Source organism: Streptomyces lincolnensis (assembly GCF_001685355.1).
Lineage (GTDB): Bacteria > Actinomycetota > Actinomycetes > Streptomycetales > Streptomycetaceae > Streptomyces > Streptomyces lincolnensis.
This window is the reverse complement of record NZ_CP016438.1, coordinates 5,113,888-5,139,389: the sequence shown is the minus strand read 5'-3', so window position 1 is coordinate 5,139,389 and position 25,502 is coordinate 5,113,888. Positions and strand designations below refer to the sequence as shown.

Sequence of the window (25,502 nt, the reverse complement as noted above, 5' to 3'; positions counted from 1 at the left end):
ACGGTCATGCCGTGTGGCCCACGTGCGCGTCCTTCGCGCCCTCCGGGACCGGCGGCGCGGGCTCGGGAGCACGGCGCACACGCGCGGTCAGCCGCCCCCACGCGCGTTCCGCCCGGCCGCCGAGCCGGCGCAGGAACGACGTCGGCAGGAAGACCGCGTCGGTTGCGATCATCGCGAGCGAGAAGAACGGCAGCCCGAGGACCACGGCGATCACGGCGTGCTCGGTGATCATGGCCGCCAGCAGGACGTTCTTCACCCGCCGGTTGAACAGCGTGAAGGGGAAGGCGACCTGCACGGCCACGGTGCCGTAGGTCACCAGGAGCACCATCGTGCCGCTGGCCGACAGCAGGTCGGCGAGGGCGGGCCAGGGCGAGAAGTAGTCGAGGTGGAGGGGGTAGTAGACGGCGGTGCCGTCCTGCCAGCGGGTGCCCTGGATCTTGTACCAGCCGGCCGTCGCGTAGATCAGACACGCCTCGGCCATGATCACGAGCAGCGCGCCGTTGTGGACGATGTTGCCGACGACATCGAGCAGGATCCGCGGCTCGCGCGACCGGCCGAACCGCCCGACGGCCCACCACAGGGCCTGCGCGAGCCATACGACCCACAGCAGCAGCGGGATGAACCGGTCGCCCTCGAACAGCCGGCCGGCCAGGGTCACCGCGACCAGCGCCAGACCCAGCACGCCCCACAGGACGGGACCGGCCCGGTCCACCACCCGCTCCCCGCGCGCCCGTGCCGCCTGCGCGCGCCGGGCCCGCCGCGCGTCCAGCGACCACACCTGGCCGCAGCGCGTGAAGACGAGGTAGATGCCCATCAGGTGCAGGACGTTGTCGCCGCCGTCGCCCATGAAGATGCTGCGGTTCTGGAGCGAGAGCACCCCGACCATGAAGAGCACGGTCATGGTGCGGGTGCGCCAGCCCAGCAGCAGCAGGACGCTCGCCAGGACGGCCAGCACGTACACACATTCGAACCAGAGGCGGCCGTCGGACCACATCAGGGCCGTGAAGGCGCCGTTCGTCGAGATCAGCTGCTCGGCGAGTCCCCAGCTCCAGGGGCCGTCGGGGCCGTACATCTCCTGGCGGTGGGGGAACTCGCGCAGCAGGAACAGCAGCCAGGTCGCGCTGAAGCCGATCCGGATGACAGCGGTCTGGTACGGGCCGAGGGCGGCCTCGGTGACACGGGCGATGACGCCGGAGACGCACAGGGAGAATCGGTTCACTGCGCGCTCCCCGCGGCCCGGTCCGCCCCGGCGGCCGTGGCCACCGTGCTCTCGGAGTTCTTCGGCAGCGACCACCAGGGCAGCACCCGGTAGACCGGCCGGTCGGAGACCGTCTCGTCGCTCCACTTCGGCGGCTTCACGTTGGTCGTGCGCGAGCGGATCTGCACGAGCTCGACGGCACCGCCCTTGCCGGCCACGTCATCGCGTTCCAGGCGCAGGGTCACGATGCGGCGCAGATACGTCTCCGACAGGGAGCCGCGCAGGCCCACCGGGCGGTTCTGGCCGTCGTGCGTGGCGACGAAGAAGTCCCAGGCCCGCCGCAGCTCGTTCTGCTGAGTGTGGCTCGGCAGCAGATTGCCGTCGATGGCCCGGCCGTCCTGGGCGGACAGGTCGTACCAGCCGGTGGTCCGCGTCCCGCCGTCCCCGGTGGCGACCTGCGCCCGGACCTGGACCGCGATGTTCTGCTGCAAGGGGTTCGGCGCGAAGAGCTTCCAGTTCTGCTCGAACTCCGGGTAGATCCAGTCGTCGATCGCCCCGCCGTGCTGCTTCGTCACCGTGTTCGACGGCGCCACATGCAGGAACACCATCCCCACCTGCACACACACCAGGACCGCGACGACCGCGAGGGCCACGGCGACACCTATCTGGTACGGAAGCGAGAGACCGGCTACTCCGGTACGGCCCTCGGCCAGGGGCGAAGGGGGCGCCGCGCCCGGCTCGTCCGGCCCCGGCGGGGCCTTCGAGCCTCCGTCGTACGCGTCCATTCCGCCCCGTCTCCCGATCGCGATCCCGGCCTCTTCCCGGCCGCCGGACCGCCCGACCACCCTGCCGTTCGCCGGTGGTGCCCAGCTTCGCCCGTGGCGTCCGGTATCGCCCGCGGCCACCGCGGCCGTCGCTCCGACTTCACGCGACATCCACGACGCCCGCACGGAACGGTACTCACGCAGGCCCGCCCGGCACAGCCCCCTCCGGCCCCGTCTCGACGTGGCCATCACCACGTCCGGGCAGGCCCACGGGCCGTTCACAGCGGTTGACACCCTACGGCGCCGTCCGCATCGAAGCCGGTGAACCGAACGATCGGCAGGCGCACCGCCCCCGAGCCCGTCGGTGCGGTCCCCCGAGAGTCGTTCCCTTCTTCTAGAACCTGTTCTATCTTGACGGCCCGTCAGATCAGGACGGTCAGATCAGCGAATCCGCCGGGAGGACTGGACCGTGGACTTCACCTTCAGCGAGGAGCAGCAGGCGGCGGCCGAAGCGGCACGGGGGGTGTTCGCCGGGGTCGCGCCGGACGCGGTGCCCAGCCCGTCCCTCACGGCGGGTGCCGTCGCCGAGGACTTCGACCGCGCGCTGTGGGCCAGGCTGTCCGACGCGGATCTGCTGAGCCTGCTCGCGGCCCCCGAGCACGGTGGCGCGGGCCTCGACGCCATCGCCCTGTGCCTGGTGCTGCGCGAGGCGGCGAAGGTCCTGGCCCGGGTACCGCTGCTGGAGCACAGCGCGGCCATGGCCGCCGTACAGGCCCACGGCGGCCCGGAGCTGAGGTCCGCCCTGCTGCCCGCGGCCGGTCGCGGCGAGGTCGTCCTCACGGTCGCCGCGAACGGCCGCACCGGCCACGACCCGGCCGAGCTCGCCGTGACCGCACGCCGGGAGGCAGACGCGTGGATCCTGGACGGCGTGCAGACGGCGGTGCCGTGGGCCTACGGCGCCGACGTCGTCCTCGTCCCCGCCCGCACGCCCGCCGATCTGACCGTCCTCGCGGCCGTTCCCCGCCGCCACGAGGGCGTCGCGCTCGCCGAGCAGATCTCCACCACCGGCGAGCGGCTCGCCGAACTGCGCCTGGACTCGGCCCGGCTCGCCGCCCGGGACGTCGTCGAGGCCGAGGGCGCGTGGGAGTGGCTGCGCGATCTGCTGACCACCGGGACGTGCGCGCTGGCTCTCGGTCTGGGCGAGCGGGTCCTGCGGATGACGAGCGAGTACACCGGCAAGCGGGAGCAGTTCGGGTTCCCGGTCGCCACCTTCCAGGCCGTCGCCATGCAGGCCGCCGACCGCTTCATCGACCTGCGGGCCATGGAGGCCACGCTCTGGCAGGCCGCGTGGCGGATCGCCTCGGGAGCACCGGGCACCCTCCCCGCCTCCGGTGACGTGGCCGTCGCCAAGATCTGGGCCGGCGAGGGGGTGCGGAGGGTCGTGCAGACCGCCCAGCACCTGCACGGCGGCTTCGGTGCCGACGTCGACTACCCCCTGCACCGCTATCACGCCTGGGCCAAGCATCTGGAGCTGTCACTCGGTCCGGCCGCGGCCCACGAGGAGGCCCTGGGCGACCTGCTGGCGGCCCACCCCCTGGCGTGAGGCGCGTCTACAGAACGAACCCCTGCTGCCCCTCGTCGGTCACCACGGACCGCCCCGCCGCGGCCCACACCTGCATCCCGCCGTCCACGTTCACCGCGTCGACGCCCTGCTGGACGAGGTACATCGCGACCTGGGCCGAGCGCCCGCCGGAGCGGCAGATCACATGGACCCGCCCGTCCTGCGGCGCCGCCTCGGTCAACTCGCCGTACCGGGCAACGAACTCACTGATGGGGATGTGCAGCGCCCCTTCGGCGTGACCCGCCCGCCACTCGTCGTCCTCGCGGACGTCCAGCAGGAAGTCGCCGTCCTTGAGGTCCGTGACCTCGACCGTGGGCACACCAGCTCCGAAATCCATGCCCCGACGCTACCCGACACCGCCGTCCGCACGGACGGGCACCGGGGTCCGTCCGGACACCGCCTAGCCGAGCAGCTCCGCCAGCTCGGCCTCGCGCACGGCGACGTCCGCCAGAAGCTTCTCGGCGATCTCCTCCAGCAGGGCGTCCGGGTCGTCCGGAGCCATCCGCAGCATGGAGCCGATCGCGCCCTCCTCCAGCTCCCGCGCGACCACGGCGAGCAGTTCCTTGCGCTGGGCGAGCCACTCCAGGCGGGCGTAGAGCTCGTCACTGGGCGTCGGCCCCTGCTCGGGCGGCTTCGGCCCGGCGGCCCACTCCTCGGCCAGTTCCCGCAGGAGTAGCTCGTCGCCCCGGGCGTAGGCGGCGTTGACCCGGGTGATGAACTCCTCGCGCCGGCTCCGCTCGCCTTCTTCCTGCGCCAGGTCGGGGTGGGCCTTGCGGGCCAGCTCGCGGTAGAGCTTGCGGGCCTCGTCGCTGGGCCGCACCCGCTGCGGAGGCTGCACCGGCTGCTCGGTGAGCATCGCCTCGGCCTCCGGGAACAGCCCCTGGCCGTCCATCCAGCCGCCGAACAGCTCCTCGACCCCGGGCATCGGCATGACCCGGGCCCGCGCCTCGTCGGCCTTGCGCCGGTCCTCGGGGTCACCGCTGCGGGCCGCCCGTGCCTCGGCGATCAGCGCGTCCAGCTCGTCGAGCCGGGTGTACATCGGGCCGAGCTTCTGGTGGTGCAGCCGCGAGAAGTTCTCCACCTCGATACGGAAGGTCTCGACGGCGATCTCGTACTCGATCAGCGCCTGCTCGGCGGCCCGTACGGCCCGCTCCAGCCGCTCCTCGGGCCGGGGCGCAGCCCCCTCGGGCGTCGCCCGGTCCTCACCGGGGACACCACCTTGCTCAGCTTCCGGCGTCGTCACCCGACCAGCGTAGGCCACACCCGGCCGGGAACCTCCGGCACCGCCCGGTCACCCCCGGCCGTCCAGCGCTCCCAGCGTTCTCACACCCCCAGCTCGGCCGCGATCCGCCCCGACCGCACGCCCGCCACCAGTTCCGCGTGATCCGCCTCGGTGCGGTCGGCGTAGGCGACGGCGAACGCGGCGACGGCCTCGTCCAGTTCCTCGCTCTTGCCGCAGTAGCCGGCGATCAGGCGCGGGTCGGCGCTGTGGGCGTGGGCGCGGGCCAGGAGCGCGCCGGTCATCCGGCCGTAGTCGTCGATCTGGTCGGCGGCCAGGGCGGCTGGGTCGACGCTGCCCTTGCGGTTGCGGAACTGGCGTACCTGGAAGGGGCGTCCGTCGACCGTCGTCCAGCCCAGCAGGATGTCGCTGACCACCTGCATGCGCTTCTGCCCCATCACCACGCGCCGCCCTTCGTGCGCCGCCTCGGGCGCCTCGAAGCCGGCGCTCACCAGATGCGGCACCAGCGCCGAGGGACGGACCTCCTTGACCTGGAGGACGAGGGACTCGCCCCGGTGGTCCAGGAGCAGCACGACGTAGGACCGGGTGCCGACGCTGCCGGTGCCGACGACACGGAAGGCCACGTCGTGCACCGCGTGCCGGGCCAGGAGGGGGAGGCGGTCCTCGGAGAGCGTGCCGACGTACTCCTCCAGGGCGGCCGCCACCACGGTGGCCTCGGCGTCCGGGACGCGGCGCAGCACCGGCGGGGCGTCGACGAAGCGGCGCCCGCCGTCCTCGGTCGGCTCGGTCGACTTCGCCGCGAAGCGGCCGCTGGTGTTGGCCCGCGCCTTCTCGGAGACCCGCTCCAGGGTGCCGACCAGGTCGTGGGCGTCGGTGTGGGAGACGAGTTCCTCGTCCGCGATGGCGTTCCACGCGTCCAGGACCGGGAGCTTGGCCAGCAGCCGCATGGTGCGGCGGTAGGCGCCCGCCGCGTCGCCCGCCGCCTTGCGGCAGCGGTCCTCGTCGGCGCCCGCCTCACGGCCGGCCAGCACGAGCGAGGCGGCGAGCCGCTTGAGGTCCCACTCCCAGGGGCCGAGCACCGTCTCGTCGAAGTCGTTGAGGTCGATGACCAGGCCGCCGCGGGCGTCGCCGTACAGACCGAAGTTGGCCGCGTGGGCGTCGCCGCAGATCTGGGCGCGGATCCTCGTCATGGGGGTGCGCGCGAGGTCGTAGGCCATGAGGCCGGCCGTTCCGCGCAGGAAGGCGAAGGGTGTGGCCGCCATCCGGCCGACGCGTATCGGCGTGAGCCCGGGGATCCGGCCGCGGCCGGACTCCTCGACGGCGCTGACCGCGTCGGGCCGGGAGATGTCCAGGTCGAGGGCGGCGTGCGCCGCGCGCGGGACCTGGTTCCGCAGCGCCTTGCCCTCCTCCTTGGGTGTTCCCTGCCCGGGCCACTGCGCGAACCCGCGGACCGGCGGCAGCCGACGGGCACCGCCGTCACCCGCCACGACCTGCCGAGCGGGCACCGCGTCCCCAGCAACCGTCCTGGCACCGACCTCGGTCATAGCGACCGCCTCCCCCGCACACGTACCGGCTCACGCACGAACATCAACTCGTGCCGACCGTACAGCCGGTGGCGGAAACGCGTCAGACCCTGTGGACAACTCCACAGCTGTGGAAAACGCCGCCGCAGGCAACCGCAGGCAGCGGCGGAGGACCGCACGCCTCGCGAGCCCGGCTCAGCACCCTGTCGGCCGCTCGCCCTCCGGCAGATACCGCTTCGCCCACTTCCCCAGTTCCCTGAGCGCGGGGTCCAGGGCCGCCCCCGACTCCGTCAGCCGGTACGACACCCGCAGCGGCGGCCCCTCGTCGACCTCGCGGACCACGAGTCCCGCGGCCCCGAGTTCGGTGAGCCGGTCGGAGAGCATCCGTTCGCTGATGCCGGGGATGGCGCGACGCAGGTCGACGAAGTACGCGGGCCCATTGGTCAGCACGGACACGATCGGGCCGGTCCAGCGCTTGCCGAGCAGCTGGAACACCCGCGTGATGGCGTGGTCCACCTGCTTGCACGCCCCCGGGTCGTGGCGCTGCTCGACCGGCATGCCCTCGTCGACCGTCATGCCCTCAGGGTACTGCTCCCGCGATACGGGGTGAAAAAAAGTAAGCGACTGTGTTATCCATAGTCGAGTACGAATCCTCAGCCTGCGGGCGAAGGCTCCCGCGGGCCCGCTCTCCACCACTCCTGGGAGAACCATGGCCACGCTGCTGCACATCGACTCGTCCGTGTTCCCCACCGACGCCTCCGCGTCCCGGACCGTGACGGACGCCTTCCGCACGACCTGGCAGGAGCAGCACCCCGAGGGCACGGTGATCTACCGCGACCTCGCCAAGAACCCGGTGCCGCACATCAGCGCCGACGCCCACACCGCCGGCTTCTCCGATCCCGCGACGCACAGCCCCGAGCAGGCCGCCGCCTTCCACGCACGCGTGCGGCTGATCGAGGAGCTGGAGCAGGCGGACGCGGTGCTGATCGGCGCCCCGATGTACAACTTCGCGATCCCGTCCACCCTGAAGGCGTGGCTGGACAACGTGATCCTCATCGGCCGCACCGCCATGACCGAGGACTCGAAGATCAAGGGCACCCCGGTCACCGTGGTCGCCAGCCGCGGCGGCTCCTACGCGCCGGGCACCCCGCGCGAGGGCTACGAATACGTGCAGAACTACCTGACGGCGATCTTCACCGACATGCTCGCTGTGGACGTCGACTTCATCGTGCCGGAGCTCACGTCCGCCCCGCAGAACCCGGCGATGTCCGAACTGATCCCGCTCTTCGAGGCCTCCCGCGAGAGCGCTCTCCAGAACGCCGCCGCCAAGGCCAAGGAGCTGACGGAGCGCCTCGCCGCGTAACCGCCGGACGGCGAAGCCCGGCGGGAGCCTCAGGTGGGGAACATCGATGTGATTGTCCTCACCTGAGGCGAACAGCACATACGAGAAAGCCCCGTAGGTCCGAGACCTACGGGGCTTCCAGCTGTGCGCGAGGGGGGAGTTGAACCCCCACGCCCTTGCGGGCACTGGAACCTGAATCCAGCGCGTCTGCCTATTCCGCCACCCGCGCATTGGGTGTGTCCTGGGGCTCCGGTCCGTGTGGTTCGGCGCCTTCCGACACCCAGAACATTAGCACGCTGGCAGGGGTGGATTCACATCCCTTACCGGCGGGCAGCCGCCCACCAGCGGGTTCTGGAGAACCCGACCGACCCGGGGCTCTTTCGGCTACGTATCAACCAGTACCGGTTCACGTATCAACCTCGTACCGGTAGCGGCCGTCTCCCCCGGAGCAGGTCGGGGTCCACGGTCAGGTGCGGGACACTGGTCTGCGGCCGCCTCTACGATCCTTGACAGCGGAGTTCGACAGCGGAGTTCGAAGCGGGGCTCCACAGGGAACTTCGGAGGCGTCGACACCTGTCGACCGGGCCGACAGGGGGAACCAGCCGATTCACCGGCGCGTGGATACGATCAGTAAGCAGTACCAGGTAAGCAGTACGCCAAGCAGTACACACAGCGGCACACGACGCAGTACCCAGGACGGCAAGGACGGAGGAGGTGCCCCATGGGAGTCCTGAAGAAGTTCGAGCAGCGTCTCGAAGGTCTGGTCAACGGCACCTTCGCCAAGGTGTTCAAGTCCGAGGTCCAGCCCGTGGAGATCGCCGGCGCTCTCCAGCGCGAGTGCGACAACAACGCGACCATCTGGAACCGCGACCGGACGGTCGTACCCAATGACTTCATCGTGGAGCTGAGCACGCCGGACTTCGAGCGGCTGAGCCCCTACTCGGGCCAGCTCGGCGACGAGTTGGCCGGCATGGTGCGCGACTACGCCAAGCAGCAGCGCTACACCTTCATGGGCCCGATCAAGGTCCACCTGGAGAAGGCGGACGACCTCGACACCGGCCTGTACCGGGTGCGCAGCCGTACGCTCGCCTCCTCCAGCGACCAGCAGGCTTCCGCGCCGGCACCGGCCGGACGCCCCGGTTCTCCCGCCCCCGGCGCACCCGGCGGCTACGGCTACCCGCCGGCCGCCGCGCCCTCGGGCGCCCCGCCGATGCCGGCCGCGCCACCGCCCGGCGGCCGTGGCGGCGGCTACGGCTACCCGCAGCCCGCGGGTGCGCAGCGGCCCCCGGCCGCGCCCGCCGCGGGCGGTCGCACCCGCCACTGGATCGAGATCAACGGCACCCGCCATCAGATCTCCCGCGCGACACTCGTGCTGGGCCGCAGCACCGAGGCCGACGTGCGGATCGACGACCCCGGCGTCTCCCGCCGGCACTGCGAGATCCGGACCGGAACGCCCTCGACCGTCCAGGATCTCGGATCCACCAACGGCATCGTGGTGGACGGGCAGCACACCACCCGCGCTACGCTCCGCGACGGCTCGCGGATCGTCGTGGGCAGTACCACCATCATTTACCGGCAAGCCGAAGGGTGAAGCGGGGGCAATGTCAGAGCTGACCCTCACGGTCATGCGGCTGGGTTTCCTGGCCGTACTGTGGCTGTTCGTGATCGTGGCCGTGCAGGTCATCCGCAGCGACCTGTTCGGAACGCGCGTCACACAGCGCGGCTCGCGGCGGGAGAGCGGACGGCAGCAGCAGGCCGCCCGCCAAGCCGCGCCCCCGCAACAGCGCCAGCAGGCCGCCGGGGGCCGACAGCGTCGTAACGCCCCGACCAAACTGGTGGTGACGGAGGGCACCCTCACCGGCACCACGGTCGCGCTCCAGGGACAGACCATCACCCTGGGCCGGGCGCACGACAGCACCATCGTGCTGGACGACGACTACGCCTCCAGCCGCCATGCCAGGATCTACCCGGACCGCGACGGCCAGTGGATCGTCGAGGACCTGGGCTCCACCAACGGCACGTACCTCGACCGAACGCGGCTGACGACCCCCACACCGATTGCGCCGGGCGCGCCCCTCCGCATCGGCAAGACCGTCATCGAGCTGCGGAAGTAGTGCTACGTCATGAATGAGCGCGAGCGGAGCGAGCACGCAGCGGCGGCCCTCACCCCGGGCCCCGGCGCGCTCCCGACCGGAGGGTGGGCACCGTGCGGATGTACCCGGAGCCGACGGGCGAGGTGCGCATGAGTCTGTCACTGCGCTTCGCCGCCGGATCGCACAAAGGCATGATCCGGGAGGGCAACGAGGACTCCGGATACGCCGGGCCGCGTCTGCTCGCGATCGCCGACGGCATGGGCGGCGCCGCGGCCGGCGAGGTCGCCTCCTCCGAGGCCATCTCCACCATCGTCGCGCTCGACGACGACGTCCCCGGCTCCGACATCCTCACCTCGCTCGGCACCGCCGTACAGCGCGCCAACGACCAGCTGCGTTCGATGGTCGAGGAGGACCCGCAGCTGGAGGGCATGGGCACGACGCTCACCGCCCTGCTGTGGACCGGCCAGCGACTCGGTCTCGTGCACGTCGGCGACTCGCGCGCGTACCTGCTGCGCGACGGCGTCCTGACCCAGATCACGCAGGACCACACCTGGGTGCAGCGCCTCGTCGACGAGGGACGCATCACCGAGGAGGAGGCGACCACGCACCCGCAGCGCTCGCTCCTCATGCGCGCGCTGGGCAGCGGCGAGCACGTCGAGCCCGACCTCTCCATCCGTGAGGTCCGCGCCGGCGACCGCTACCTGATCTGCTCCGACGGGCTGTCCGGGGTGGTCTCCCACCAGACCCTCGAAGACACCCTCGCCAGCTACCAGGGCCCCCAGGAGACCGTCCAGAGCCTCATCGAGCTCGCGCTGCGCGGCGGCGGCCCCGACAACATCACCGTCATCGTCGCCGACGTCCTCGACCTCGACACCGGGGACACCCTCGCCGGGCAGCTCTCCGACACCCCGGTCGTGGTCGGCGCGGTCGCCGAGAACCAGAACCACCTGCACGACCCCGGCATCATGCAGACCCCGGCGGGACGTGCCTCCGGGCTCGGCCGCCAGGTGCCCGGACAGGGCGGCGGGGGCGGCGAGTTCGGCCCGCCCGGCTCCGGCGACACCACCGGTTACATCCCCGCCAACGGCTTCGGCGACTACTCCGACGACGACTTCGTCAAGCCCCGCAAGGGCCGCAAGTGGCTGAAGAGATCCTTCTACATCGCCCTCACCCTCGCCGTCGTCGGCGGCGGGCTCTACGGCGGCTGGCGCTGGACGCAGACGCAGTACTACGTCGGCGTCAACGACGACCATGTCGCGCTGTACCGGGGCATCAGCCAGGACCTGGCCTGGGTGTCGCTCTCGAAGGTGGAGAAGGACCACCCCGAGATCGAACTCAAGTACCTGCCGCAGTACTGGCAGAAGTCGGTCGAGGGCACGATCGCCGAGGGCGGCCTGAGCAACGCCCAGAAGAAGATCGACGAGCTGGCCGTGCAGGCCTCCGCGTGCAAGAAGCGGGTCGCGCAGCAGCAGTCCGAGAGCGAGCAGAACTCCAAGACCGGAGAGGGCGAGGCCGGAGGCACCACGGGAACCACCCGTACCTCCCTCACGTCCAAGGCGACACCGACCCCGAACCCCTCGGGCTCACCGTCGTCCCCGACCCCGTCCACGACCGCCCCTACTCCCACTCCCGGCCCCACCCTCTCGGAGGAAGAGAAGCAGGTCGTCGGGCAATGCGGTACGCAGTAGGCAAGCCGTGAGAGGCCCAGTCACACGATGAGCAGCACTACGAACTCGCCGACCCACCACACGTCCACGATCGGCGCCATCGGCGCGCCGAGCCGGCGCAACACCGAGCTGGCGTTGTTGGCGTTCGCGGTTCTCATTCCGGTCTTCGCGTACGCCAACGTGGGCCTCGCGATCAACGACAAGGTGCCGCCCGGCCTGCTGAGCTACGGACTCGGTCTCGGGCTGCTCGCGGGGATCGGCCATCTCGTCGTACGGAAGTTCGCCCCGTACGCCGACCCCCTGCTGCTGCCGCTGGCCACCCTGCTGAACGGGATCGGCCTGGTCATCATCTGGCGGCTGGACCAGTCCAAAAAACTCCAGCGGAGCAGCACCTTCGTCGAAGCGGCACCGCGCCAGCTGCTGTACTCGGCGATGGGCGTCGCCCTGCTGGTCGTCGTGCTGATCTTCCTCAAGGACCACCGCGTCCTTCAGCGCTACACCTACATCTCGATGGCCGGGGCCATGCTCCTGCTCGTGATGCCGCTGATTCCCGGCCTCAGCGCCCCCACCTACGGCGCCAAGATCTGGATCAAGATCCCCGGCCTCGGCACGCTCCAGCCCGGCGAGTTCGCGAAGATCGCCCTCGCGGTGTTCTTCGCCGGCTATCTCATGGTCAAGAGAGACGCCCTGGCCCTGGCCAGCCGTCGCTTCATGGGCCTGTACCTGCCGCGCGGCCGCGACCTCGGTCCGATCCTCGTCGTCTGGGTGATGTCGATCCTCATCCTGGTCTTCGAGACCGACCTCGGTACATCCCTGCTGTTCTTCGGGATGTTCGTCATCATGCTGTACGTCGCCACCGAGCGGACCAGCTGGATCGTCTTCGGTCTGCTGATGTCCGCGGTCGGCGCGGTCGGCGTGGCGAGCTTCGAGCCGCACATCCAGACGCGTGTCCAGGCCTGGCTCGACCCGATGCGCGAGTACGAGCTCTCCCGCGCCGGCGTCCAGGACGGCGTCGTCCACTCCGAGCAGGCCATGCAGGCCCTGTGGGCCTTCGGTTCCGGCGGCACCCTCGGCACCGGCCTCGGGCAGGGCAACTCCGACCTCATCGGCTTCGCCGCCAACTCCGACTTCATCCTCGCCACCTTCGGCGAGGAGCTGGGTCTGGCGGGCGTCATGGCGATCCTGCTGCTCTACGGCCTGATCGTCGAGCGCGGTGTGCGCACGGCGCTCGCCGCCCGCGACCCGTTCGGCAAGCTGCTGGCCATCGGCCTGTCCGGCGCCTTCGCGCTCCAGGTCTTCGTCGTGGCCGGCGGTGTCATGGGCCTCATCCCGCTGACCGGTATGACGCTCCCGTTCGTGGCGTACGGCGGTTCCTCCGTCATCGCCAACTGGGCGCTGATCGGCATCCTGCTGCGCATCAGCGACACCGCACGCCGCCCGGCCCCCGCCCCCGCTCCCAACCCCGACGCCGAGATGACCCAGGTGGTCCGCCCGTCATGAACAAGCCCCTGCGCCGGATCGCGATCTTCTGCGGACTCCTCGTCCTGGCCCTGCTCATCCGCGACAACTGGATCCAGTACGTCCAGGCCGACGAGCTGCGCACCAACAAGGAAAACCGCCGCGTCACCATCGAGCGGTACGCCTCGCCCCGCGGCAACATCATCGTCGACGGCAAGGCGATCACCGGCTCCAAGGAGTCCGACGGGAGCGACTTCAAGTTCAAGCGCACCTACATGAACGGTCCCATGTGGGCGCCCGTCACCGGGTACGCCTCCCAGGCCTTCGGTGCCACCCAGCTGGAGTCCATCGAGGACGGCATCCTCACCGGCAACGACGACCGGCTGTTCTTCCGCAACACCCTCGACATGCTCACGGGCAAGGAGAAGGAGGGCGGCAATGTGGTCACCACCCTCAACGGAGCCGCCCAGAAGGCCGCCTACGACGGTCTGAGGAAGCAGGGCGGCAAGGGCGCCGTCGCCGCGATCGAGCCGTCCACCGGCAAGATCCTGGCGCTGGCCTCCTTCCCGTCGTACGACCCCTCCTCCTTCGCGGGCAACTCCACGACGACCGACACCGACGCGTGGACGAAGCTCCAGAAGAAGAACGACCCGAACGACCCGATGCTCAACCGCGCCCTGCGCGAGACCTACCCGCCCGGCTCCACCTTCAAGGTCGTCACCGCGGCGGCCGCGCTGGAGAACGGCCTGTACACCTCGGCCGACCAGAAGACGAAGTCGCCACTGCCGTGGACGATGCCGGGCACCACCACCATTCTCCCGAACGAGGGCACCATCCCTTGTGAGAACGCGAGCCTGCGGGTGGCCCTCCGGTACTCCTGCAACACCGTCTTCGGCAAGGTCGGCTCCGACCTCGGCAACGACAAGATGCTCGCCGAGGCCAAGAAGTTCGGCTTCGGCTCCGAGCAGTTCACGCCGGTCCGCGCCACCGCCTCGAACTTCTCCGACAACATGAACCCGTCCGAGACCGCGCTCTCCTCGATCGGCCAGTTCAACACCGCCACGACCCCGCTCCAGATGGCCATGGTCGCCTCGGCCGTCGCCAACGACGGCAAGCTGATGAAGCCGTACATGGTCGACACCCTCCAGGCCCCGACCCTCGACCCGATCGAGAAGACCGAGCCGGAGGAGCTGAGCCAGCCGCTGTCGGCGAGCAACGCGCAGATCCTCCAGGACATGATGGAGACCGTCGTCAAGGACGGCACCGGCAAGAACGCCCAGATCGGCGGCGGTGTCACCGTGGGCGGCAAGACCGGTACCGCCCAGCACGGCGAGAACAACAGCAAGAACCCCTACGCGTGGTTCATCTCCTACGCCAAGATCGCCGACGGCAGCGCGCCGGTCGCCGTGGCCGTGGTCGTCCAGGACGACGAAGCCGTCCGCGAGAACATCTCCGGCGGTGGCCTCGCGGCGCCCATCGCGAAGAGCGTGATGGAGGCGGTCATCAACAGCAAGAAGTGACCCCGCTCACGTCCCCTTCACATCGGTGCACGTTGCGATACCGGTCCTGTATCGGGTGACGCACTTGGCCAGGTCACACAAAGCTAGCCGGGTACGGTAGGCCCGGACGGCAGCCTCCGACCGCACACCCGTGCCGGTCGGGACCGACGGAGAGGGCTGGTAGGAAGCTATGGAAGAGCCGCGTCGCCTCGGCGGCCGGTACGAACTGGGCCAGGTGCTCGGTCGTGGTGGCATGGCGGAGGTCTACCTCGCGCATGACACCCGCCTGGGGCGCCAGGTGGCGGTGAAGACCCTGCGCGCGGACCTCGCGCGCGACCCGTCCTTCCAGGCCCGGTTCCGCCGGGAGGCCCAGTCGGCCGCCTCGCTCAACCATCCCGCGATCGTCGCGGTCTACGACACGGGCGAGGACTACATCGACAACGTGTCGATCCCGTACATCGTCATGGAGTACGTGGAGGGCTCGACGCTGCGTGAGCTGCTCCACTCCGGCCGCAAGCTGCTGCCGGAGCGCGCCATGGAGATGACCATCGGCATCCTCCAGGGCCTTGAGTACGCCCACCGCAACGGCATCGTGCACCGTGACATCAAGCCGGCGAACGTCATGCTGACGCGCAACGGCCAGGTCAAGGTGATGGACTTCGGTATCGCCCGCGCCATGGGCGACTCCGGCATGACGATGACGCAGACGTCGGCGGTCATCGGCACCGCTCAGTACCTCTCGCCGGAGCAGGCGAAGGGCGAGCAGGTCGACGCCCGCTCGGACCTGTACTCCACCGGCTGTCTGCTGTACGAGCTGCTCACCGTGCGCCCGCCGTTCGTGGGCGACTCCCCGGTCGCGGTCGCGTACCAGCACGTCCGGGAGGAGCCGCAGTCCCCGTCGGTCTTCGACCCCGAGATCACGCCCGAGATGGACGCCATCGTCCTGAAGGCCCTGGTCAAGGACCCGAACTACCGGTACCAGTCCGCCGACGAGATGCGCAACGACATCGAGGCCTGCCTCGACGGCCAGCCGGTCGCGGCCACGGCCGCGATGGGTTCCGTGGGCTACGGCGGCTACCCCGACGACCAGCCGACGACGGCGCTGCGCGCCGACTCGGGCGCCGGGGCCACCACGATGCTGCCGCCCGTCAATCCCGACGACGGCGGCTACGGCTACGACGACCGCCCGGCCCGGCGCCGCCAGCAGAAGAAGTCCAACACCTCGACGATCCTCCTGGTCGTGGCCGGTGTACTGGTGCTGGTGGGCGCGATCCTGATCGGCCGGTGGATCTTCGCGGGCGACGGTGTGGCCAACGACAAGACCACCGTCCCGGACTTCATCAGCCAGACGGAGGCGCAGGCCAAGGGCCTGGCCACCAACGCGGAACTGAAGCTGAGCATCACCAACAAGCCCTGCGAGGACCAGGCCAAGGGCAAGGTCTGCGACCAGGACCCGGACTCCGGCGCAGAGGTCAAGAAGCAGACCACGATCAACCTGATCGTCTCCACCGGGGCGCCGAAGGTCGCGGTGCCGAGTGTCCTCGGCAAGGACGTCGACGAGGCGAAGCAGATCCTGGAGGACGAGCAGTACAACTTCACCGTCAAGACCGAGGAGCAGGTCTCCACGGAGGAGGCGGGCAAGGTCCTGGAGCAGGATCCCGGTCTCGGCACGGAGGTCCAGAAGGGCACCACCATCACCCTCACCGTCGCCAAGGCGGAGGAGAAGGTCACGGTGCCGGACGTCCTGAACCAGTCCTGTGACGCGGCCAAGGCCCAGATGACGGCCAACAACCTGGTCGGCAACTGCGTCGAGGTGGAGACCCAGGACCAGAACCAGGTCGGCAAGGTCATCTCCACCGACCCGCAGGCCGGCACCCAGCTCAGCAAGAACCAGACGGTCACCATCCAGGTCGGCAAGGCCGGTCAGCAGGTTCCCGTGCCGGGCGTGACCCAGCAGAGCCTGAAGGACGCCAAGAAGGCCATCCAGGACGCCGGGCTGACCGTGGGCAACATCGCCGGTTCCCAGGACGACAACGCCGTCGTCATCAGCCAGGACCCGCAGCCCAACACCCAGGTCGACCGGGGCACCGCGGTCAACCTGATCGCCGTGGACCAGAACAACGGCAACGGTGACGGAGGCAACGGCGGCTTCTTCGGCTAGCTCCCAAGCGGCCGGCCTCCACAAGGGTCTCCACAAGGAAGGGGCCTCGACACCCTGAGCGGGTGTCGAGGCCCCTTCCTCATGCCGGGGGAGGCCGCCGGGGGGAGGCTGCCTCAGTCGAGTTCCTTCGGCGGTGTCCGCCTGCTGTCCACCGGATCCACCCGGACCAGTTCGCCCCAGACCACGTAGCGGTAGCGGCTGGTGTAGACGGGCGTGCAGGTGGTGAGGGTGATGTACTTGCCGGCCTTCTTCTTGCCGGACTCCTTGGGGACTGCGGCGAGGGTCTTGACGTTGTACTTCGAGGTTTCCGGAAGCGTGGCGTAGACCTTGTAGACGTACCACTTGTCCTTCGTCTCGAAGACGATCGCGTCACCCTTCTTCAGCTTGTCGATGTTGTGGAACTTCGCGCCGTGGCCGTCGCGGTGGGCGGCGAGGCTGAAGTTCCCGTTCTTGCCGCTGGTCGGGAGCGTGGCCTTGACGGGGTCGGTGTAGTAGCCGGCGACGCCGTCGTTGAGGATCTTCGCGGACGTGCCCTTCTCCACGAGGACCTCGCCGCTCTTCATGGCGGGCACGTGCAGGAAGCCGATGCCGTCGCCGGTGTCCAGCGCGCCCGGCCCCTTGTTCTGCTCCTGCGCCCAGGTGTCACGGACCTTGTCGCCCTGCTGGTCGGCCTTGCGGTCGGCGAGGACGTTCGTCCACCACAGCGAGTAGACGACGAACAGGCCGAGGACCAGGCCGCCCGTGATGAGGAGTTCGCCGAAGACGCTGACCGCCATGGCGATACGACCGCCGCCGCGACGACGCGGGACGGGGCGCCCGGGCGATGCGGTGTCGGTCTGCTCTGCGGTGCCGTCGGTGGTCGCTGCCACGTTCATCTGCCCTTACTGGACGAGCGCATCCGGCTTGCCCTTGCTGCGCGGCCGTTCCTCGGTCATCTTGCCCCAGACGATCATCCGGTACTTGCTGGTGAACTCCGGCGTGCACGTCGTCAGCGTGATGTAGCGGCCGGCCGTGGTGAAACCGGACCCCTGGGGGATGGGGTCGATGACACTCGTGTTGCTCGGGGACGTCACCGGCAGGATCGACGACATCTTGTAGACGTAGTACTTGTCCTGCGTCTCCACGACGATCGGGTCGCCCGCGGTGAGCCGGTTGATGTACCGGAACGGCTCACCGTGGGTGTTCCGGTGACCGGCGAGCGCGAAGTTGCCGGTCTTCGCGTCGGGCATCGCCGTCTTCAGCGGGCTCTCGCCGTAGTGGCCGACCATGCCCCGGTCGAGGACCTTCTTGTTGCTGATGCCCTCGGCGATCGGCACGACCACGTCCAGCTTGGGGATGTGGAGGATGGCGAAGCCCTGACCCGGCTCGAAGCTGCCCGGGGCGCGCTTGCCGCTCGCCCAGTCGTCCTGGAGGCTGCTGGCCTCCTTGTCCGCCTGCGCGTGCGCCCGGACGTTGGTCCACCACAACTGGTAGCTGACGAACAGCAGCATCAGCACGCCGGTGGTGATGAACACCTCACCGAGGGCCCGGCTGGCGATCACGGCCGGGCCGGGCTTGCGCGCCCGGGCCTGCCGACGGGCCTCCACGCGGGAGAGCGGTCTGCCCCCGCTCGCCGGGCCCGCCGGGTCCGCCGCCGGCTCGGACGCGCCGCCATGACGCCCGTGACGGCCCTTGGCGGCCTTTCTGCGGGCCGCCCGCCCGCCCGGGGTGACTCCTGTGGCAGCGGAGGCGGTTGAGGCGTCAGACGCCGATATGGACTCGCCACCGGAGCGGCGGCGCGGCGGATCGGGTACCCGCAGGGCGACGGTCTCGTCGTCGGCCGGCGGTATCCACGGCTCGTCGGCGCCCGTGGTGTCGTACGACGGCTCGGCGCCCGGGGGGTCGAACGACGCGCTGTCGTACCACTCCCCGAGCACGGCGGGATCCTCGTACGGCTGCTGCTTCCCGTACGAGGCTCCCGACTCGCGCTCGGGGCGCAGTGCCGTCACGCCGTGGCCCTGCCCACCACCGGGGCGAGCCCCGCCGACCTCGCCACCGCGTCCTGGTCGCCGCACTCCACCAGCCAGTTGGCCAGCATCCGGTGGCCGTGCTCGGTGAGCACCGACTCGGGGTGGAACTGCACACCCTCGACGCGCAGTTCACGATGGCGCAGGCCCATGATGATGCCGTCGTGAGTCCGGGCGGTGACCTCCAGCTCGGCCGGCACCGTCTCCGGCTCGGCGGCCAGGGAGTGGTAGCGGGTCGCCGTGAAGGGCGTGGGCAGGCCCGCGAAGACGCCCCTGCCCTCGTGCTCGACCAGCGAGGTCTTGCCGTGCAGCAGCTCGGGGGCGCGGTCCACGACACCGCCGTAGGCCACCTGCATCGACTGCATGCCCAGGCACACTCCGAAGACGGGCACGCCGGTCGAGGCGCAGTGCCGGACCATGTCCACGCACACGCCCGCCTCCTCGGGGGTGCCGGGGCCCGGGGACAGCAGGACGCCGTCGAAGCCGTCCTGGGCGTGCGCCGTGGACACCTCGTCGTTGCGCAGGACCTCGCACTCGGCGCCCAGCTGGTACAGGTACTGGACCAGGTTGAAGACGAAGCTGTCGTAGTTGTCGACGACGAGAATGCGCGCGCTCACTGGTTGTCCACCGTCACATCGTTGAAGGGAAGCAGCGGTTCGGCCCACGGGAAGACGTACTGGAACAGGACGTAGACCACGGCCACGATCAACATGAGTGAGATCAACGCCTTCACCCCTGCGTTCCCCGGCAGATGCCGCCAGATCCAGCCGTACATGCCGTCCCTTTCGTCGCGCCACGGCACCTGACTCACGCCGTACCGCACCAGACTAACGGCGCAGGGCCGCTGGTTTCCCTGCCTCCACAGGCTGTGTGGAGTCCAGGTGCGCCCAGACGATCAGCCGGTGGCTGTGCCCCCACTCGGGATCACACGTGGTCAGTGTGAGGTAGCGGCCCGCACGCTCGTACCCCGACTTACGTGGCACAGGGTCGATCACCTCGACGTCCGAGGGAACTGTTTTGTAGGGCCCTTTGTCGATCCGATACGTGAACCAGGTCGTCCCGTCCGTGAGCACCACCGCGTCGCCCCGGCGCAGCCTGGGGAAGTCCTTGAAGGGATCGCCGTACGTCCGGCGGTGGCCGGCGACCGCGAAGTTGCCCTTCTGCCCGAGCCGTGCGGTCTCCGCGTAGTGGCCGAGGCCCTTCTTCAGGGTGCCCGTGGCGGTGTTCTCCAGGACGGGCTTGTTCCACGTGAAACCAAGACGCGGGATGTACATGATCGCGAAGGGCTTGCCCGCCTCGTACGGCGCCGGCCGCGTGGGACTCGGCTCGGCGGCGCCCGGGGACGCGGTCGGCCGCACGGGTTCCTGCGCCCACCGCTCCTGGAGCAGGTCGATCTGGTCGTCCATGACGTGGTCGGCCTTCACACCGGTCCAGAACAGCACATAGACGACGAACAGCACGATCAACGCACCTGCGGTGATGCAGAGCTCGCTGAAGGTTCTGACGACCACCCGCACCGACACTGAGCCCCCCGCGGCTACTCCACAGGCTTCGCGTACTGCAGATCCACTGTGCCCGAGTAGCCGGGGAGAGTCACCCGCCCGTCCTCCTCGACTTTCCAGCCGAGCCCGTAGACGTTGACGTACACCATGTAGTTCTGGATCGCCGGCGACGCGGAGAGCGCCTTCTGGAGCTTCTCCGGGTCGCCGACCGCCGTGATCTTGTACGGCGGTGAGTAGACGCGGCCCTGGAGGATCAGGGTGTTGCCCACGCAGCGCACGGCGCTGGTGGAGATCAGCCGCTGGTCCATGACCTTGATGCCCTTGGCGCCGCCGGCCCACAGGGCGTTCACCACGGCCTGGAGGTCCTGCTGGTGGATTACCAGGTAGTCGGGCTGCGGCTCGGGGTAGCCGGGCAGCTTGGCGGTGGCGTCCGGCGGGGCGTCGTCGAGCGTCACCGAGACGGCCTCGCCGGCGAGCTTCTGGGTGCCCGCGTTCTTCTCCAGGGCGGCCAGCTTGGCGTCCTCGGCCCGGGTGCTGCCGTCGTCGCGCTCGGCCAGGGACTCGATGTCGTGGCGCAGGGCGGCGTTGGTCTCGTCGAGCTCGCCGTTCTTGCCGCTGCGCTCGTGGATGAGGTCCGACAGCTTGAGCAGGGAGGCGTCCGTGCGGATGTTGGTGCCCTTGGCCGTGTTGAAACTGGTGAAGAAAAGGAGTCCCGCGAGGGCGAAGACGCCCGCGGTGAGCACCCGCACGGGCCGGAAACCTCGTGGGCGGGCAGGACTGGATTCTGTCCCTGGAGAGTCGGCAGAATTGCTCAACGTACCCTTATCTCCTTCGGCACCGCGGAAGCACTACGCTAACGGACGCCCGGGGGAGCGCTAAGAGTCCCCTTGTACGCTGCCCCGGAGCCAGCCACATTCCCTGCGCGGCCACGCAGCGCATCGACAGGAGAGACCCTCGTGCCGAAGTCACGTATCCGCAAGAAGGCCGACTACACGCCGCCGCCTGCCAAGCAGGCGACCGCCATCAAGCTGACCACCAGCACCTGGGTTGCGCCCGTCATGCTGGCCATGTTCCTCATCGGCCTGGCATGGATCGTCGTCTTCTACGTCACGGACGGATCGCTGCCCATCGACCAGCTGGGCAACTGGAACATCGTGGTGGGCTTCGGCTTCATCGCCGCCGGATTCGGCGTCTCCACACAGTGGAAGTAGCGGTCGAAGCGCAGGTCACCCGACGGTGAACACAGCTCTGCCCAGGGCTATCCACTGAGTTATCCACAGCCACTGTCCACACGGTGGGGAAAAGACGACGATCTGTGGATAACCCCTAGAGCGTTGACGCCGGTGTGACTGACACACCGGTAACCGAAAGCACGTTCGCCCCCTGTCTGACCTGCGGAAACCCAGGTCAACGGCAGGGGGCGCGATGCTTCACACACGGTATGCACAAGATCCGGCACACGCTGTGGACAACGCCTGCTCAGGTGAGCTGTGCGGTCCTCAGCAGCGTGACAAGCACGATCACCGCCAGGACCAGGGCACAGGTGCCGTACTGGATCAGCGCCCGCCGCTCGCGCGGGGCGTGGACCATGGCGTAACCGGTGACGACACCGGCCACGAGACCGCCGATGTGGGCCTGCCAGGAGATGTTGAACCCGGGGCTGAAGGTGAAGATCAGGTTGATCACCAGCAGGGCGATGATCGGCCGCATGTCGTACTGGAGCCGGCGCACCAGGACGGCGGTGGCGCCGAAGAGACCGAAGATCGCGCCGGAGGCACCGAGCGTGGCCGTGCTGGGCGAGGCCAGGAGATAGGCCAGGGCGCTGCCGGCCAGACCCGAGACGAAGTACACCGCGAGATAGCGGGCACGGCCGAGGGCCGCTTCGAGGGGGCCGCCGAGCCACCACAGGCTGAGCATGTTGAACCCGATGTGCCAGTACTCCTGGTGCGTGAACATCGACGTGACCAGGCGGTACCACTGCCCGTCCGCGACACCCATGGTCGGGGCGAACGGAGCCGGCGGCCAGGCGCCGACCAGGACCAGTTCGTTCAGCAGCGAGGTCGAGTTCTGGACCGCGATGAACACCGCGATGTTGATCCCGATGAGGATCTTGGTGAACAGACGGGGGTCGGCGGTGATGGTGCCGCCCGCGATGGTGCGGGGCTGGGAGGCGGTGGGCGCGTGCCCGGTGCCGGAGCCGTTGCGGACGCAGTCGGGGCACTGGAAGCCGACGGAGGCGCTGACCATGCACTCCGGGCAGATCGGCCGCTCGCAGCGGGTGCAGCGAATGCCGGTCTCGCGGTCCGGATGCCGGTAGCAGCCGGGCACGCCCTGGGCCTGAGGTGAACCGCCTGCCGCCTGTTCCATGGCCTTCCCCTCGGTCGTCGTCCGCACTGCACCGCCCCGCTCATCCTTACGGTTGAGCGGGGCGTTTGGTTCCCTTCGCGCGTTCCCGCGGGAGGTCAGCGGGTCTCGACGACGACCGACTCGATGACGACGTCGTTGACCGGGCGGTCGTTCGGGCGGGTGGTCTTGACGGCCGCGATGGCGTCCACGACCTTCTGGCCGGCCGGGTCGACGATCTCGCCGAAGATGGTGTGCTTGCGGTTCAGCCAGGCCGTCGGGGAAACGGTGATGAAGAACTGCGAGCCGTTGGTGCCCGGGCCGGCGTTGGCCATGGCCAGAAGGTAGGGCTTGTTGAAGGAGAGGTCGGGGTGGAACTCGTCCTCGAACTCGTAGCCGGGGCCGCCGATGCCGGTGCCCAGCGGGTCCCCGCCCTGGATCATGAAGCCGCTGATCACCCGGTGGAAGATCGTGCCGTCGTAGAGCTTCTTGGTGGACTTCTCGCCGGTGGCCGGGTGGGTCCACTCCCGTTCACCCTGGGCGAGCTCGACGAAGTTCCGGACCGTCTTCGGGGCGTGGTTCGGCAGAAGCCGGACTTCGATGTCCCCGTGATTGGTCTTCAGGGTGGCGTAAAGCTGCTCGGCCACGATCTGCCTTCCGTTGTCCTTCTGTGCCCCACCGATCCTTGCACGCTTCGCCCCAGGCGTCGTCCGGCACCCGCCCCGCTGCCCGGGTTCGGCGGTTTCGCTTGCAGAAATCCGGCCGAGTCGTCCCGGGCCGGGGGCGCGACGCGGCGATCCGTGGCATTGTCGACGACAAGCTCTCGTTGCCCGGTATTCACCCTCTATTGCACGTGATCGGTTGTTGAGCAGTTCTTGATCCAAATGATCCGGAGTCAGCCGCCCATGACCCGGATGCCCGCCCTCACATGCCCGGGCGTTCTCCAACAGGCATGATCCGTAAAAGGGTGGAAAGTCGAAATACCGTACGCCACCGAGGAGGAGGATCCCGTGACCCGCATCGACAGCGTGCGCGCCGCGACCGGCTCGGCGAAGGACAGCGTGCTGCACGCCGCGGAAGTGGTGGCGCCCTACGCCGATACGGCCAAGGACAGGGCCGCTCACTACACACACGAGGCACGCGTACGGCTCGCGCCGAAGGTGTCCCAAGCCACCGAACAAGCTCGCGTCCAGTACGGCGCCCATGTCGCGCCCCGTCTGGAACAGGCCCGTTCCCAAGCCCTGGCCCATGTCCCGCCGAAGGTCGACCAGGCCGCCCATGAGGCCGCCGCCCGCACCCGCAAGGCGGCCCGGCATGCCGCCGACTACTCCCGGCCGAGGATCGAACAGGCAGTGGCCGCGGCCGGGCCCGTCCGGGACGAGGCCGCCGCCCGCAGTGCCGCCGCGCTCGCCGCCCTGCGCGGCCAGGTCTCGCCCAAGGAGATCCGCAAGCTCGCCCGCAAGCACGAGCGGCGGGCGCGCGTCGGCCGGCTCGCCAAGGGGCTGGCGGTGCTGGGGATCGTGGCGGGTGGCGCCTTCGCCGCCTGGAAGTGGTGGGACAAGCAGGCCAACCCGGACTGGCTGGTCGAGCCGCCCGCCGCGACAGAGGTTCCCGAAACGGGCCGGCTGACCTCGGTGGACGGCAGCGGCCAGTCCGTTCTCGACCCCGAGGTCCAGGCCAAGGAGGCCGAGGAGGAGTCCACGCACCGCGACGAACAGCGCTGACGAGGCTTGCTCTGCTTGTCTTGCTTGCCTTGCTCGTCCAAGGGCGGGAGACCTATGGTCTCCCGCCCTTGGCGTTGGGTGCGCTCGGCTCGTTCCCAGTTCAGCCCTGTCCCGAAGAGACCCGAAGAGACCCGAAGAGACCGGCCAGCCGAGCGCCGGAGTGATTGCCTCCGCATACGCTTCCCGCCAGGACCGGCCACGTTCCCGTCCAATGCGCTCCGGCCGGCAACAGGGCGGTGCCGAGAGCAGCACGGCGAGCGGCGCCGTCGTGAGTCCGCGCCGGGCGCCGGCAGATCCCACTGCCGGGCCGGAAGTTCACCGCGTGGAGGGCACTGCCGAGCACGTCGCCCACGTAGGGGAGTCGGACGTCGACTTGGGCGTCTGTGTCGAGTGTCCTCGCGTCGGGCCGCCCCCTGTCACGAAAAAAGCCTCCCGATCCCGCGTTTCCGCAGGTCGAGAGGCATTTTCGGTGTGGAGCCTAGGGGAGTCGAACCCCTGACATCTGCCATGCAAAGACAGCGCTCTACCAACTGAGCTAAGGCCCCGAAGGATGGCTGTCCGACCGGAAGAAGCGTGTAACGGTCGGTGCCGCAGACCAGAGTACCGGGTCACCCCGGGGATTCCGCAAAAGGGATTGGGGGTCCCCGTGACCGACCACTCTCCGTAAGATGCTCGGCGTGGTTCGCTACCGCGAAGCACAGTTTTTGGGGAAGCGATGGGGAGACGCGAATGGACGCCGCACAGCAGGAAGCGACCGCAAGAGCGCGGGAACTGCAGCGGAACTGGTACGGGGAGCCGCTGGGGGCGCTCTTCCGGAAGCTCATAGACGATCTTGGTCTCAACCAGGCTCGTCTCGCGGGGGTGCTGGGCCTGTCGGCACCGATGTTGTCGCAGCTGATGAGCGGTCAGCGGGCGAAGATCGGCAACCCCGCGGTCGTGCAGCGCGTGCAGCTGCTGCAGGACCTGGCGGCCCAGGTCGCGGACGGCAGCGTGAGCGCCGCCGAGGCGACCGAGCGCATGGAAGAGATCAAGAAGTCGCAGGGGGGATCAGTGCTCAGCAACACCACACAGACGACGAGCAGTTCGGGGGCGCCCACGGTCAAGCGGGTGGTCCGCGAGATCCAGTCGCTGCTGCGGTCGGTGGCCGCCGCGGGAGACATCATCGAGGCGGCGGACACCCTCGCCCCGACCCACCCGGAACTGGCAGAGTTCCTCCGGGTGTACGGCGCCGGACGCACCTCCGACGCGGTGGCGCACTACCAGTCCCACCAGAACTGAGGCCCCGGCCCGGTCACCGAAGGGGGTTCGGTGGCCGGGCCGACGGCCGAGGGGGCGCGAGGGGGTCGCGCCGTCCGTCGGGA

At 69.6% G+C, this 25,502-nt stretch carries 25 protein-coding genes and 2 tRNA genes; 11 read left to right on the top strand and 16 right to left on the bottom strand.

Features of this window, described 5'->3' with window-relative positions; translation table 11 throughout:
• Positions 1-4: 4 nt before the first annotated feature.
• Together SLINC_RS22875 and SLINC_RS22870 are read right to left on the bottom strand one after the other, a co-directional pair.
• Positions 5-1,219, bottom strand: coding sequence for an HTTM domain-containing protein (locus SLINC_RS22875; protein ID WP_067436242.1), 1,215 nt, complete (start codon positions 1,217-1,219; stop codon positions 5-7).
• A complete protein-coding gene (locus SLINC_RS22870) occupies positions 1,216-1,983 on the bottom strand; it encodes a DUF5819 family protein (RefSeq protein WP_067436239.1) in 768 nt (255 codons plus the stop codon). The genes SLINC_RS22875 and SLINC_RS22870 overlap by 4 nt, the downstream gene beginning before the upstream one ends.
• A gap of 448 nt (positions 1,984-2,431) precedes the next feature.
• Here SLINC_RS22870 and SLINC_RS22865 point away from each other — a divergent pair, with 448 nt between their 5' ends.
• Positions 2,432-3,565: an acyl-CoA dehydrogenase family protein gene (locus SLINC_RS22865; protein ID WP_067436236.1), complete on the top strand. Its 1,134-nt coding sequence runs from the start codon at positions 2,432-2,434 to the stop codon at positions 3,563-3,565.
• A 7-nt stretch (positions 3,566-3,572) separates the two neighbouring features.
• On the opposite strand, the gene SLINC_RS22860 is transcribed toward SLINC_RS22865, so the two are convergent.
• The 4 genes from SLINC_RS22860 to SLINC_RS22845 form a co-directional block, all read right to left on the bottom strand.
• Positions 3,573-3,902, bottom strand: a complete 330-nt coding sequence (locus tag SLINC_RS22860) for a rhodanese-like domain-containing protein (RefSeq protein ID WP_067436233.1) — start codon at positions 3,900-3,902, stop codon at positions 3,573-3,575.
• An 81-nt stretch (positions 3,903-3,983) separates the two neighbouring features.
• Positions 3,984-4,826, bottom strand: a complete 843-nt coding sequence (locus SLINC_RS22855) for a hypothetical protein (RefSeq protein WP_067436230.1) — start codon at positions 4,824-4,826, stop codon at positions 3,984-3,986.
• 80 nt (positions 4,827-4,906) lie between these two features.
• Positions 4,907-6,367 carry a DUF2252 domain-containing protein gene (locus SLINC_RS22850; protein WP_067436227.1) on the bottom strand — a complete coding sequence of 487 codons (1,461 nt, stop codon included), beginning with the start codon at positions 6,365-6,367 and terminating at the stop codon, positions 4,907-4,909.
• Positions 6,368-6,541: 174 nt separating this feature from the next.
• The gene (locus SLINC_RS22845) at positions 6,542-6,904 is read right to left on the bottom strand and encodes a winged helix-turn-helix transcriptional regulator (RefSeq protein WP_067445613.1); all 363 of its coding nucleotides are present in this window, start codon (positions 6,902-6,904) and stop codon (positions 6,542-6,544) included.
• 151 nt (positions 6,905-7,055) lie between these two features.
• On the opposite strand from SLINC_RS22845, the gene SLINC_RS22840 reads away from it, so the two are divergent.
• Positions 7,056-7,709, top strand: a complete 654-nt coding sequence (locus tag SLINC_RS22840; RefSeq protein ID WP_067436224.1) for an FMN-dependent NADH-azoreductase — start codon at positions 7,056-7,058, stop codon at positions 7,707-7,709.
• Between the two features lie 124 nt (positions 7,710-7,833).
• Here the strand turns inward: SLINC_RS22840 and SLINC_RS22835 are convergent.
• Positions 7,834-7,917: transfer RNA gene (locus tag SLINC_RS22835), tRNA-Leu, on the bottom strand.
• A gap of 492 nt (positions 7,918-8,409) precedes the next feature.
• On the opposite strand from SLINC_RS22835, the gene SLINC_RS22830 reads away from it, so the two are divergent.
• The 6 genes from SLINC_RS22830 to pknB all read left to right on the top strand — a co-directional run bounded on the left by SLINC_RS22830 (position 8,410) and on the right by pknB (position 16,566).
• Positions 8,410-9,279 (top strand): FhaA domain-containing protein, encoded by an 870-nt coding sequence (locus SLINC_RS22830; RefSeq protein ID WP_067436221.1) that lies wholly within the window; start codon positions 8,410-8,412, stop codon positions 9,277-9,279.
• Positions 9,280-9,289: 10 nt separating this feature from the next.
• Positions 9,290-9,802 carry an FHA domain-containing protein FhaB/FipA gene (locus SLINC_RS22825; protein WP_067436218.1) on the top strand — a complete coding sequence of 171 codons (513 nt, stop codon included), beginning with the start codon at positions 9,290-9,292 and terminating at the stop codon, positions 9,800-9,802.
• A 98-nt stretch (positions 9,803-9,900) separates the two neighbouring features.
• Positions 9,901-11,469, top strand: a complete 1,569-nt coding sequence (locus tag SLINC_RS22820; protein ID WP_067445612.1) for a Stp1/IreP family PP2C-type Ser/Thr phosphatase — start codon at positions 9,901-9,903, stop codon at positions 11,467-11,469.
• A gap of 27 nt (positions 11,470-11,496) precedes the next feature.
• Complete coding sequence (locus tag SLINC_RS22815) at positions 11,497-12,948, top strand: FtsW/RodA/SpoVE family cell cycle protein (protein WP_067436214.1); 1,452 nt, start codon at positions 11,497-11,499, stop codon at positions 12,946-12,948.
• Complete coding sequence (locus SLINC_RS22810; RefSeq protein ID WP_067436211.1) at positions 12,945-14,426, top strand: penicillin-binding transpeptidase domain-containing protein; 1,482 nt, start codon at positions 12,945-12,947, stop codon at positions 14,424-14,426. The genes SLINC_RS22815 and SLINC_RS22810 overlap by 4 nt, the downstream gene beginning before the upstream one ends.
• 169 nt (positions 14,427-14,595) lie before the next feature.
• A complete protein-coding gene (gene pknB / locus SLINC_RS22805) occupies positions 14,596-16,566 on the top strand; it encodes a Stk1 family PASTA domain-containing Ser/Thr kinase (protein WP_067436208.1) in 1,971 nt (656 codons plus the stop codon).
• 113 nt (positions 16,567-16,679) lie between these two features.
• Here pknB and SLINC_RS22800 read toward each other — a convergent pair whose 3' ends face one another.
• From SLINC_RS22800 to SLINC_RS22775, 6 genes are read right to left on the bottom strand one after another with little or no spacing between them, the layout of a single operon-like run.
• The gene (locus SLINC_RS22800; RefSeq protein ID WP_182449191.1) at positions 16,680-17,441 is read right to left on the bottom strand and encodes a class E sortase; all 762 of its coding nucleotides are present in this window, start codon (positions 17,439-17,441) and stop codon (positions 16,680-16,682) included.
• A gap of 6 nt (positions 17,442-17,447) precedes the next feature.
• The gene (locus SLINC_RS22795) at positions 17,448-18,554 is read right to left on the bottom strand and encodes a class E sortase (RefSeq protein WP_067436205.1); all 1,107 of its coding nucleotides are present in this window, start codon (positions 18,552-18,554) and stop codon (positions 17,448-17,450) included.
• On the bottom strand, positions 18,551-19,189 hold the full coding sequence (locus SLINC_RS22790) for an aminodeoxychorismate/anthranilate synthase component II (protein WP_067436202.1): 639 nt from the start codon (positions 19,187-19,189) through the stop codon (positions 18,551-18,553). The genes SLINC_RS22795 and SLINC_RS22790 overlap by 4 nt, the downstream gene beginning before the upstream one ends.
• On the bottom strand, positions 19,186-19,383 hold the full coding sequence (locus tag SLINC_RS22785) for a hypothetical protein (RefSeq protein WP_182449337.1): 198 nt from the start codon (positions 19,381-19,383) through the stop codon (positions 19,186-19,188). The genes SLINC_RS22790 and SLINC_RS22785 overlap by 4 nt, the downstream gene beginning before the upstream one ends.
• A 16-nt stretch (positions 19,384-19,399) precedes the next feature.
• Positions 19,400-20,089 carry a class E sortase gene (locus tag SLINC_RS22780; protein ID WP_067445609.1) on the bottom strand — a complete coding sequence of 230 codons (690 nt, stop codon included), beginning with the start codon at positions 20,087-20,089 and terminating at the stop codon, positions 19,400-19,402.
• A 20-nt stretch (positions 20,090-20,109) separates the two neighbouring features.
• Positions 20,110-20,889 carry a DUF881 domain-containing protein gene (locus tag SLINC_RS22775; protein ID WP_079164671.1) on the bottom strand — a complete coding sequence of 260 codons (780 nt, stop codon included), beginning with the start codon at positions 20,887-20,889 and terminating at the stop codon, positions 20,110-20,112.
• A gap of 141 nt (positions 20,890-21,030) precedes the next feature.
• Between SLINC_RS22775 and crgA the strand changes: the two genes are divergently transcribed.
• Positions 21,031-21,285: a cell division protein CrgA gene (crgA, locus tag SLINC_RS22770; RefSeq protein WP_067436193.1), complete on the top strand. Its 255-nt coding sequence runs from the start codon at positions 21,031-21,033 to the stop codon at positions 21,283-21,285.
• 268 nt (positions 21,286-21,553) lie between these two features.
• Here the strand turns inward: crgA and SLINC_RS22765 are convergent, their stop codons facing one another.
• Together SLINC_RS22765 and SLINC_RS22760 are read right to left on the bottom strand one after the other, a co-directional pair.
• A complete protein-coding gene (locus SLINC_RS22765; protein WP_067445607.1) occupies positions 21,554-22,441 on the bottom strand; it encodes a rhomboid family intramembrane serine protease in 888 nt (295 codons plus the stop codon).
• Between the two features lie 95 nt (positions 22,442-22,536).
• Positions 22,537-23,064 (bottom strand): peptidylprolyl isomerase, encoded by a 528-nt coding sequence (locus tag SLINC_RS22760; protein WP_067436190.1) that lies wholly within the window; start codon positions 23,062-23,064, stop codon positions 22,537-22,539.
• A 363-nt stretch (positions 23,065-23,427) separates the two neighbouring features.
• Here SLINC_RS22760 and SLINC_RS22755 point away from each other — a divergent pair, with 363 nt between their 5' ends.
• Positions 23,428-24,141 (top strand): DUF5324 family protein, encoded by a 714-nt coding sequence (locus SLINC_RS22755; protein ID WP_067436188.1) that lies wholly within the window; start codon positions 23,428-23,430, stop codon positions 24,139-24,141.
• Positions 24,142-24,613: 472 nt separating this feature from the next.
• Here SLINC_RS22755 and SLINC_RS22750 read toward each other — a convergent pair.
• Positions 24,614-24,686: transfer RNA gene (locus SLINC_RS22750), tRNA-Ala, on the bottom strand.
• Positions 24,687-24,870: 184 nt separating this feature from the next.
• On the opposite strand from SLINC_RS22750, the gene SLINC_RS22745 reads away from it, so the two are divergent.
• Positions 24,871-25,419, top strand: a complete 549-nt coding sequence (locus SLINC_RS22745; RefSeq protein WP_067436185.1) for a helix-turn-helix domain-containing protein — start codon at positions 24,871-24,873, stop codon at positions 25,417-25,419.
• Positions 25,420-25,502: the final 83 nt, after the last annotated feature.

What these genes read in the sequence shown, in the direction of transcription:
- SLINC_RS22815 (WP_067436214.1), top strand. Translation starts at nt 11,497, where the DNA reads ATGAGCAGCACTACGAACTCGCCGACCCACCACACGTCCACGATCGGC.
- SLINC_RS22840 (WP_067436224.1), top strand. Translation starts at nt 7,056, where the DNA reads ATGGCCACGCTGCTGCACATCGACTCGTCCGTGTTCCCCACCGACGCC.
- SLINC_RS22820 (WP_067445612.1), top strand. Translation starts at nt 9,901, where the DNA reads ATGTACCCGGAGCCGACGGGCGAGGTGCGCATGAGTCTGTCACTGCGC.
- SLINC_RS22845 (WP_067445613.1), bottom strand. Translation starts at nt 6,904, where the DNA reads ATGCCGGTCGAGCAGCGCCACGACCCGGGGGCGTGCAAGCAGGTGGAC.
- SLINC_RS22830 (WP_067436221.1), top strand. Translation starts at nt 8,410, where the DNA reads ATGGGAGTCCTGAAGAAGTTCGAGCAGCGTCTCGAAGGTCTGGTCAAC.
- SLINC_RS22800 (WP_182449191.1), bottom strand. Translation starts at nt 17,441, where the DNA reads ATGAACGTGGCAGCGACCACCGACGGCACCGCAGAGCAGACCGACACC.
- SLINC_RS22850 (WP_067436227.1), bottom strand. Translation starts at nt 6,367, where the DNA reads ATGACCGAGGTCGGTGCCAGGACGGTTGCTGGGGACGCGGTGCCCGCT.
- SLINC_RS22765 (WP_067445607.1), bottom strand. Translation starts at nt 22,441, where the DNA reads ATGGAACAGGCGGCAGGCGGTTCACCTCAGGCCCAGGGCGTGCCCGGC.
- SLINC_RS22825 (WP_067436218.1), top strand. Translation starts at nt 9,290, where the DNA reads ATGTCAGAGCTGACCCTCACGGTCATGCGGCTGGGTTTCCTGGCCGTA.
- pknB (WP_067436208.1), top strand. Translation starts at nt 14,596, where the DNA reads ATGGAAGAGCCGCGTCGCCTCGGCGGCCGGTACGAACTGGGCCAGGTG.
- SLINC_RS22745 (WP_067436185.1), top strand. Translation starts at nt 24,871, where the DNA reads ATGGACGCCGCACAGCAGGAAGCGACCGCAAGAGCGCGGGAACTGCAG.
- SLINC_RS22870 (WP_067436239.1), bottom strand. Translation starts at nt 1,983, where the DNA reads ATGGACGCGTACGACGGAGGCTCGAAGGCCCCGCCGGGGCCGGACGAG.
- SLINC_RS22810 (WP_067436211.1), top strand. Translation starts at nt 12,945, where the DNA reads ATGAACAAGCCCCTGCGCCGGATCGCGATCTTCTGCGGACTCCTCGTC.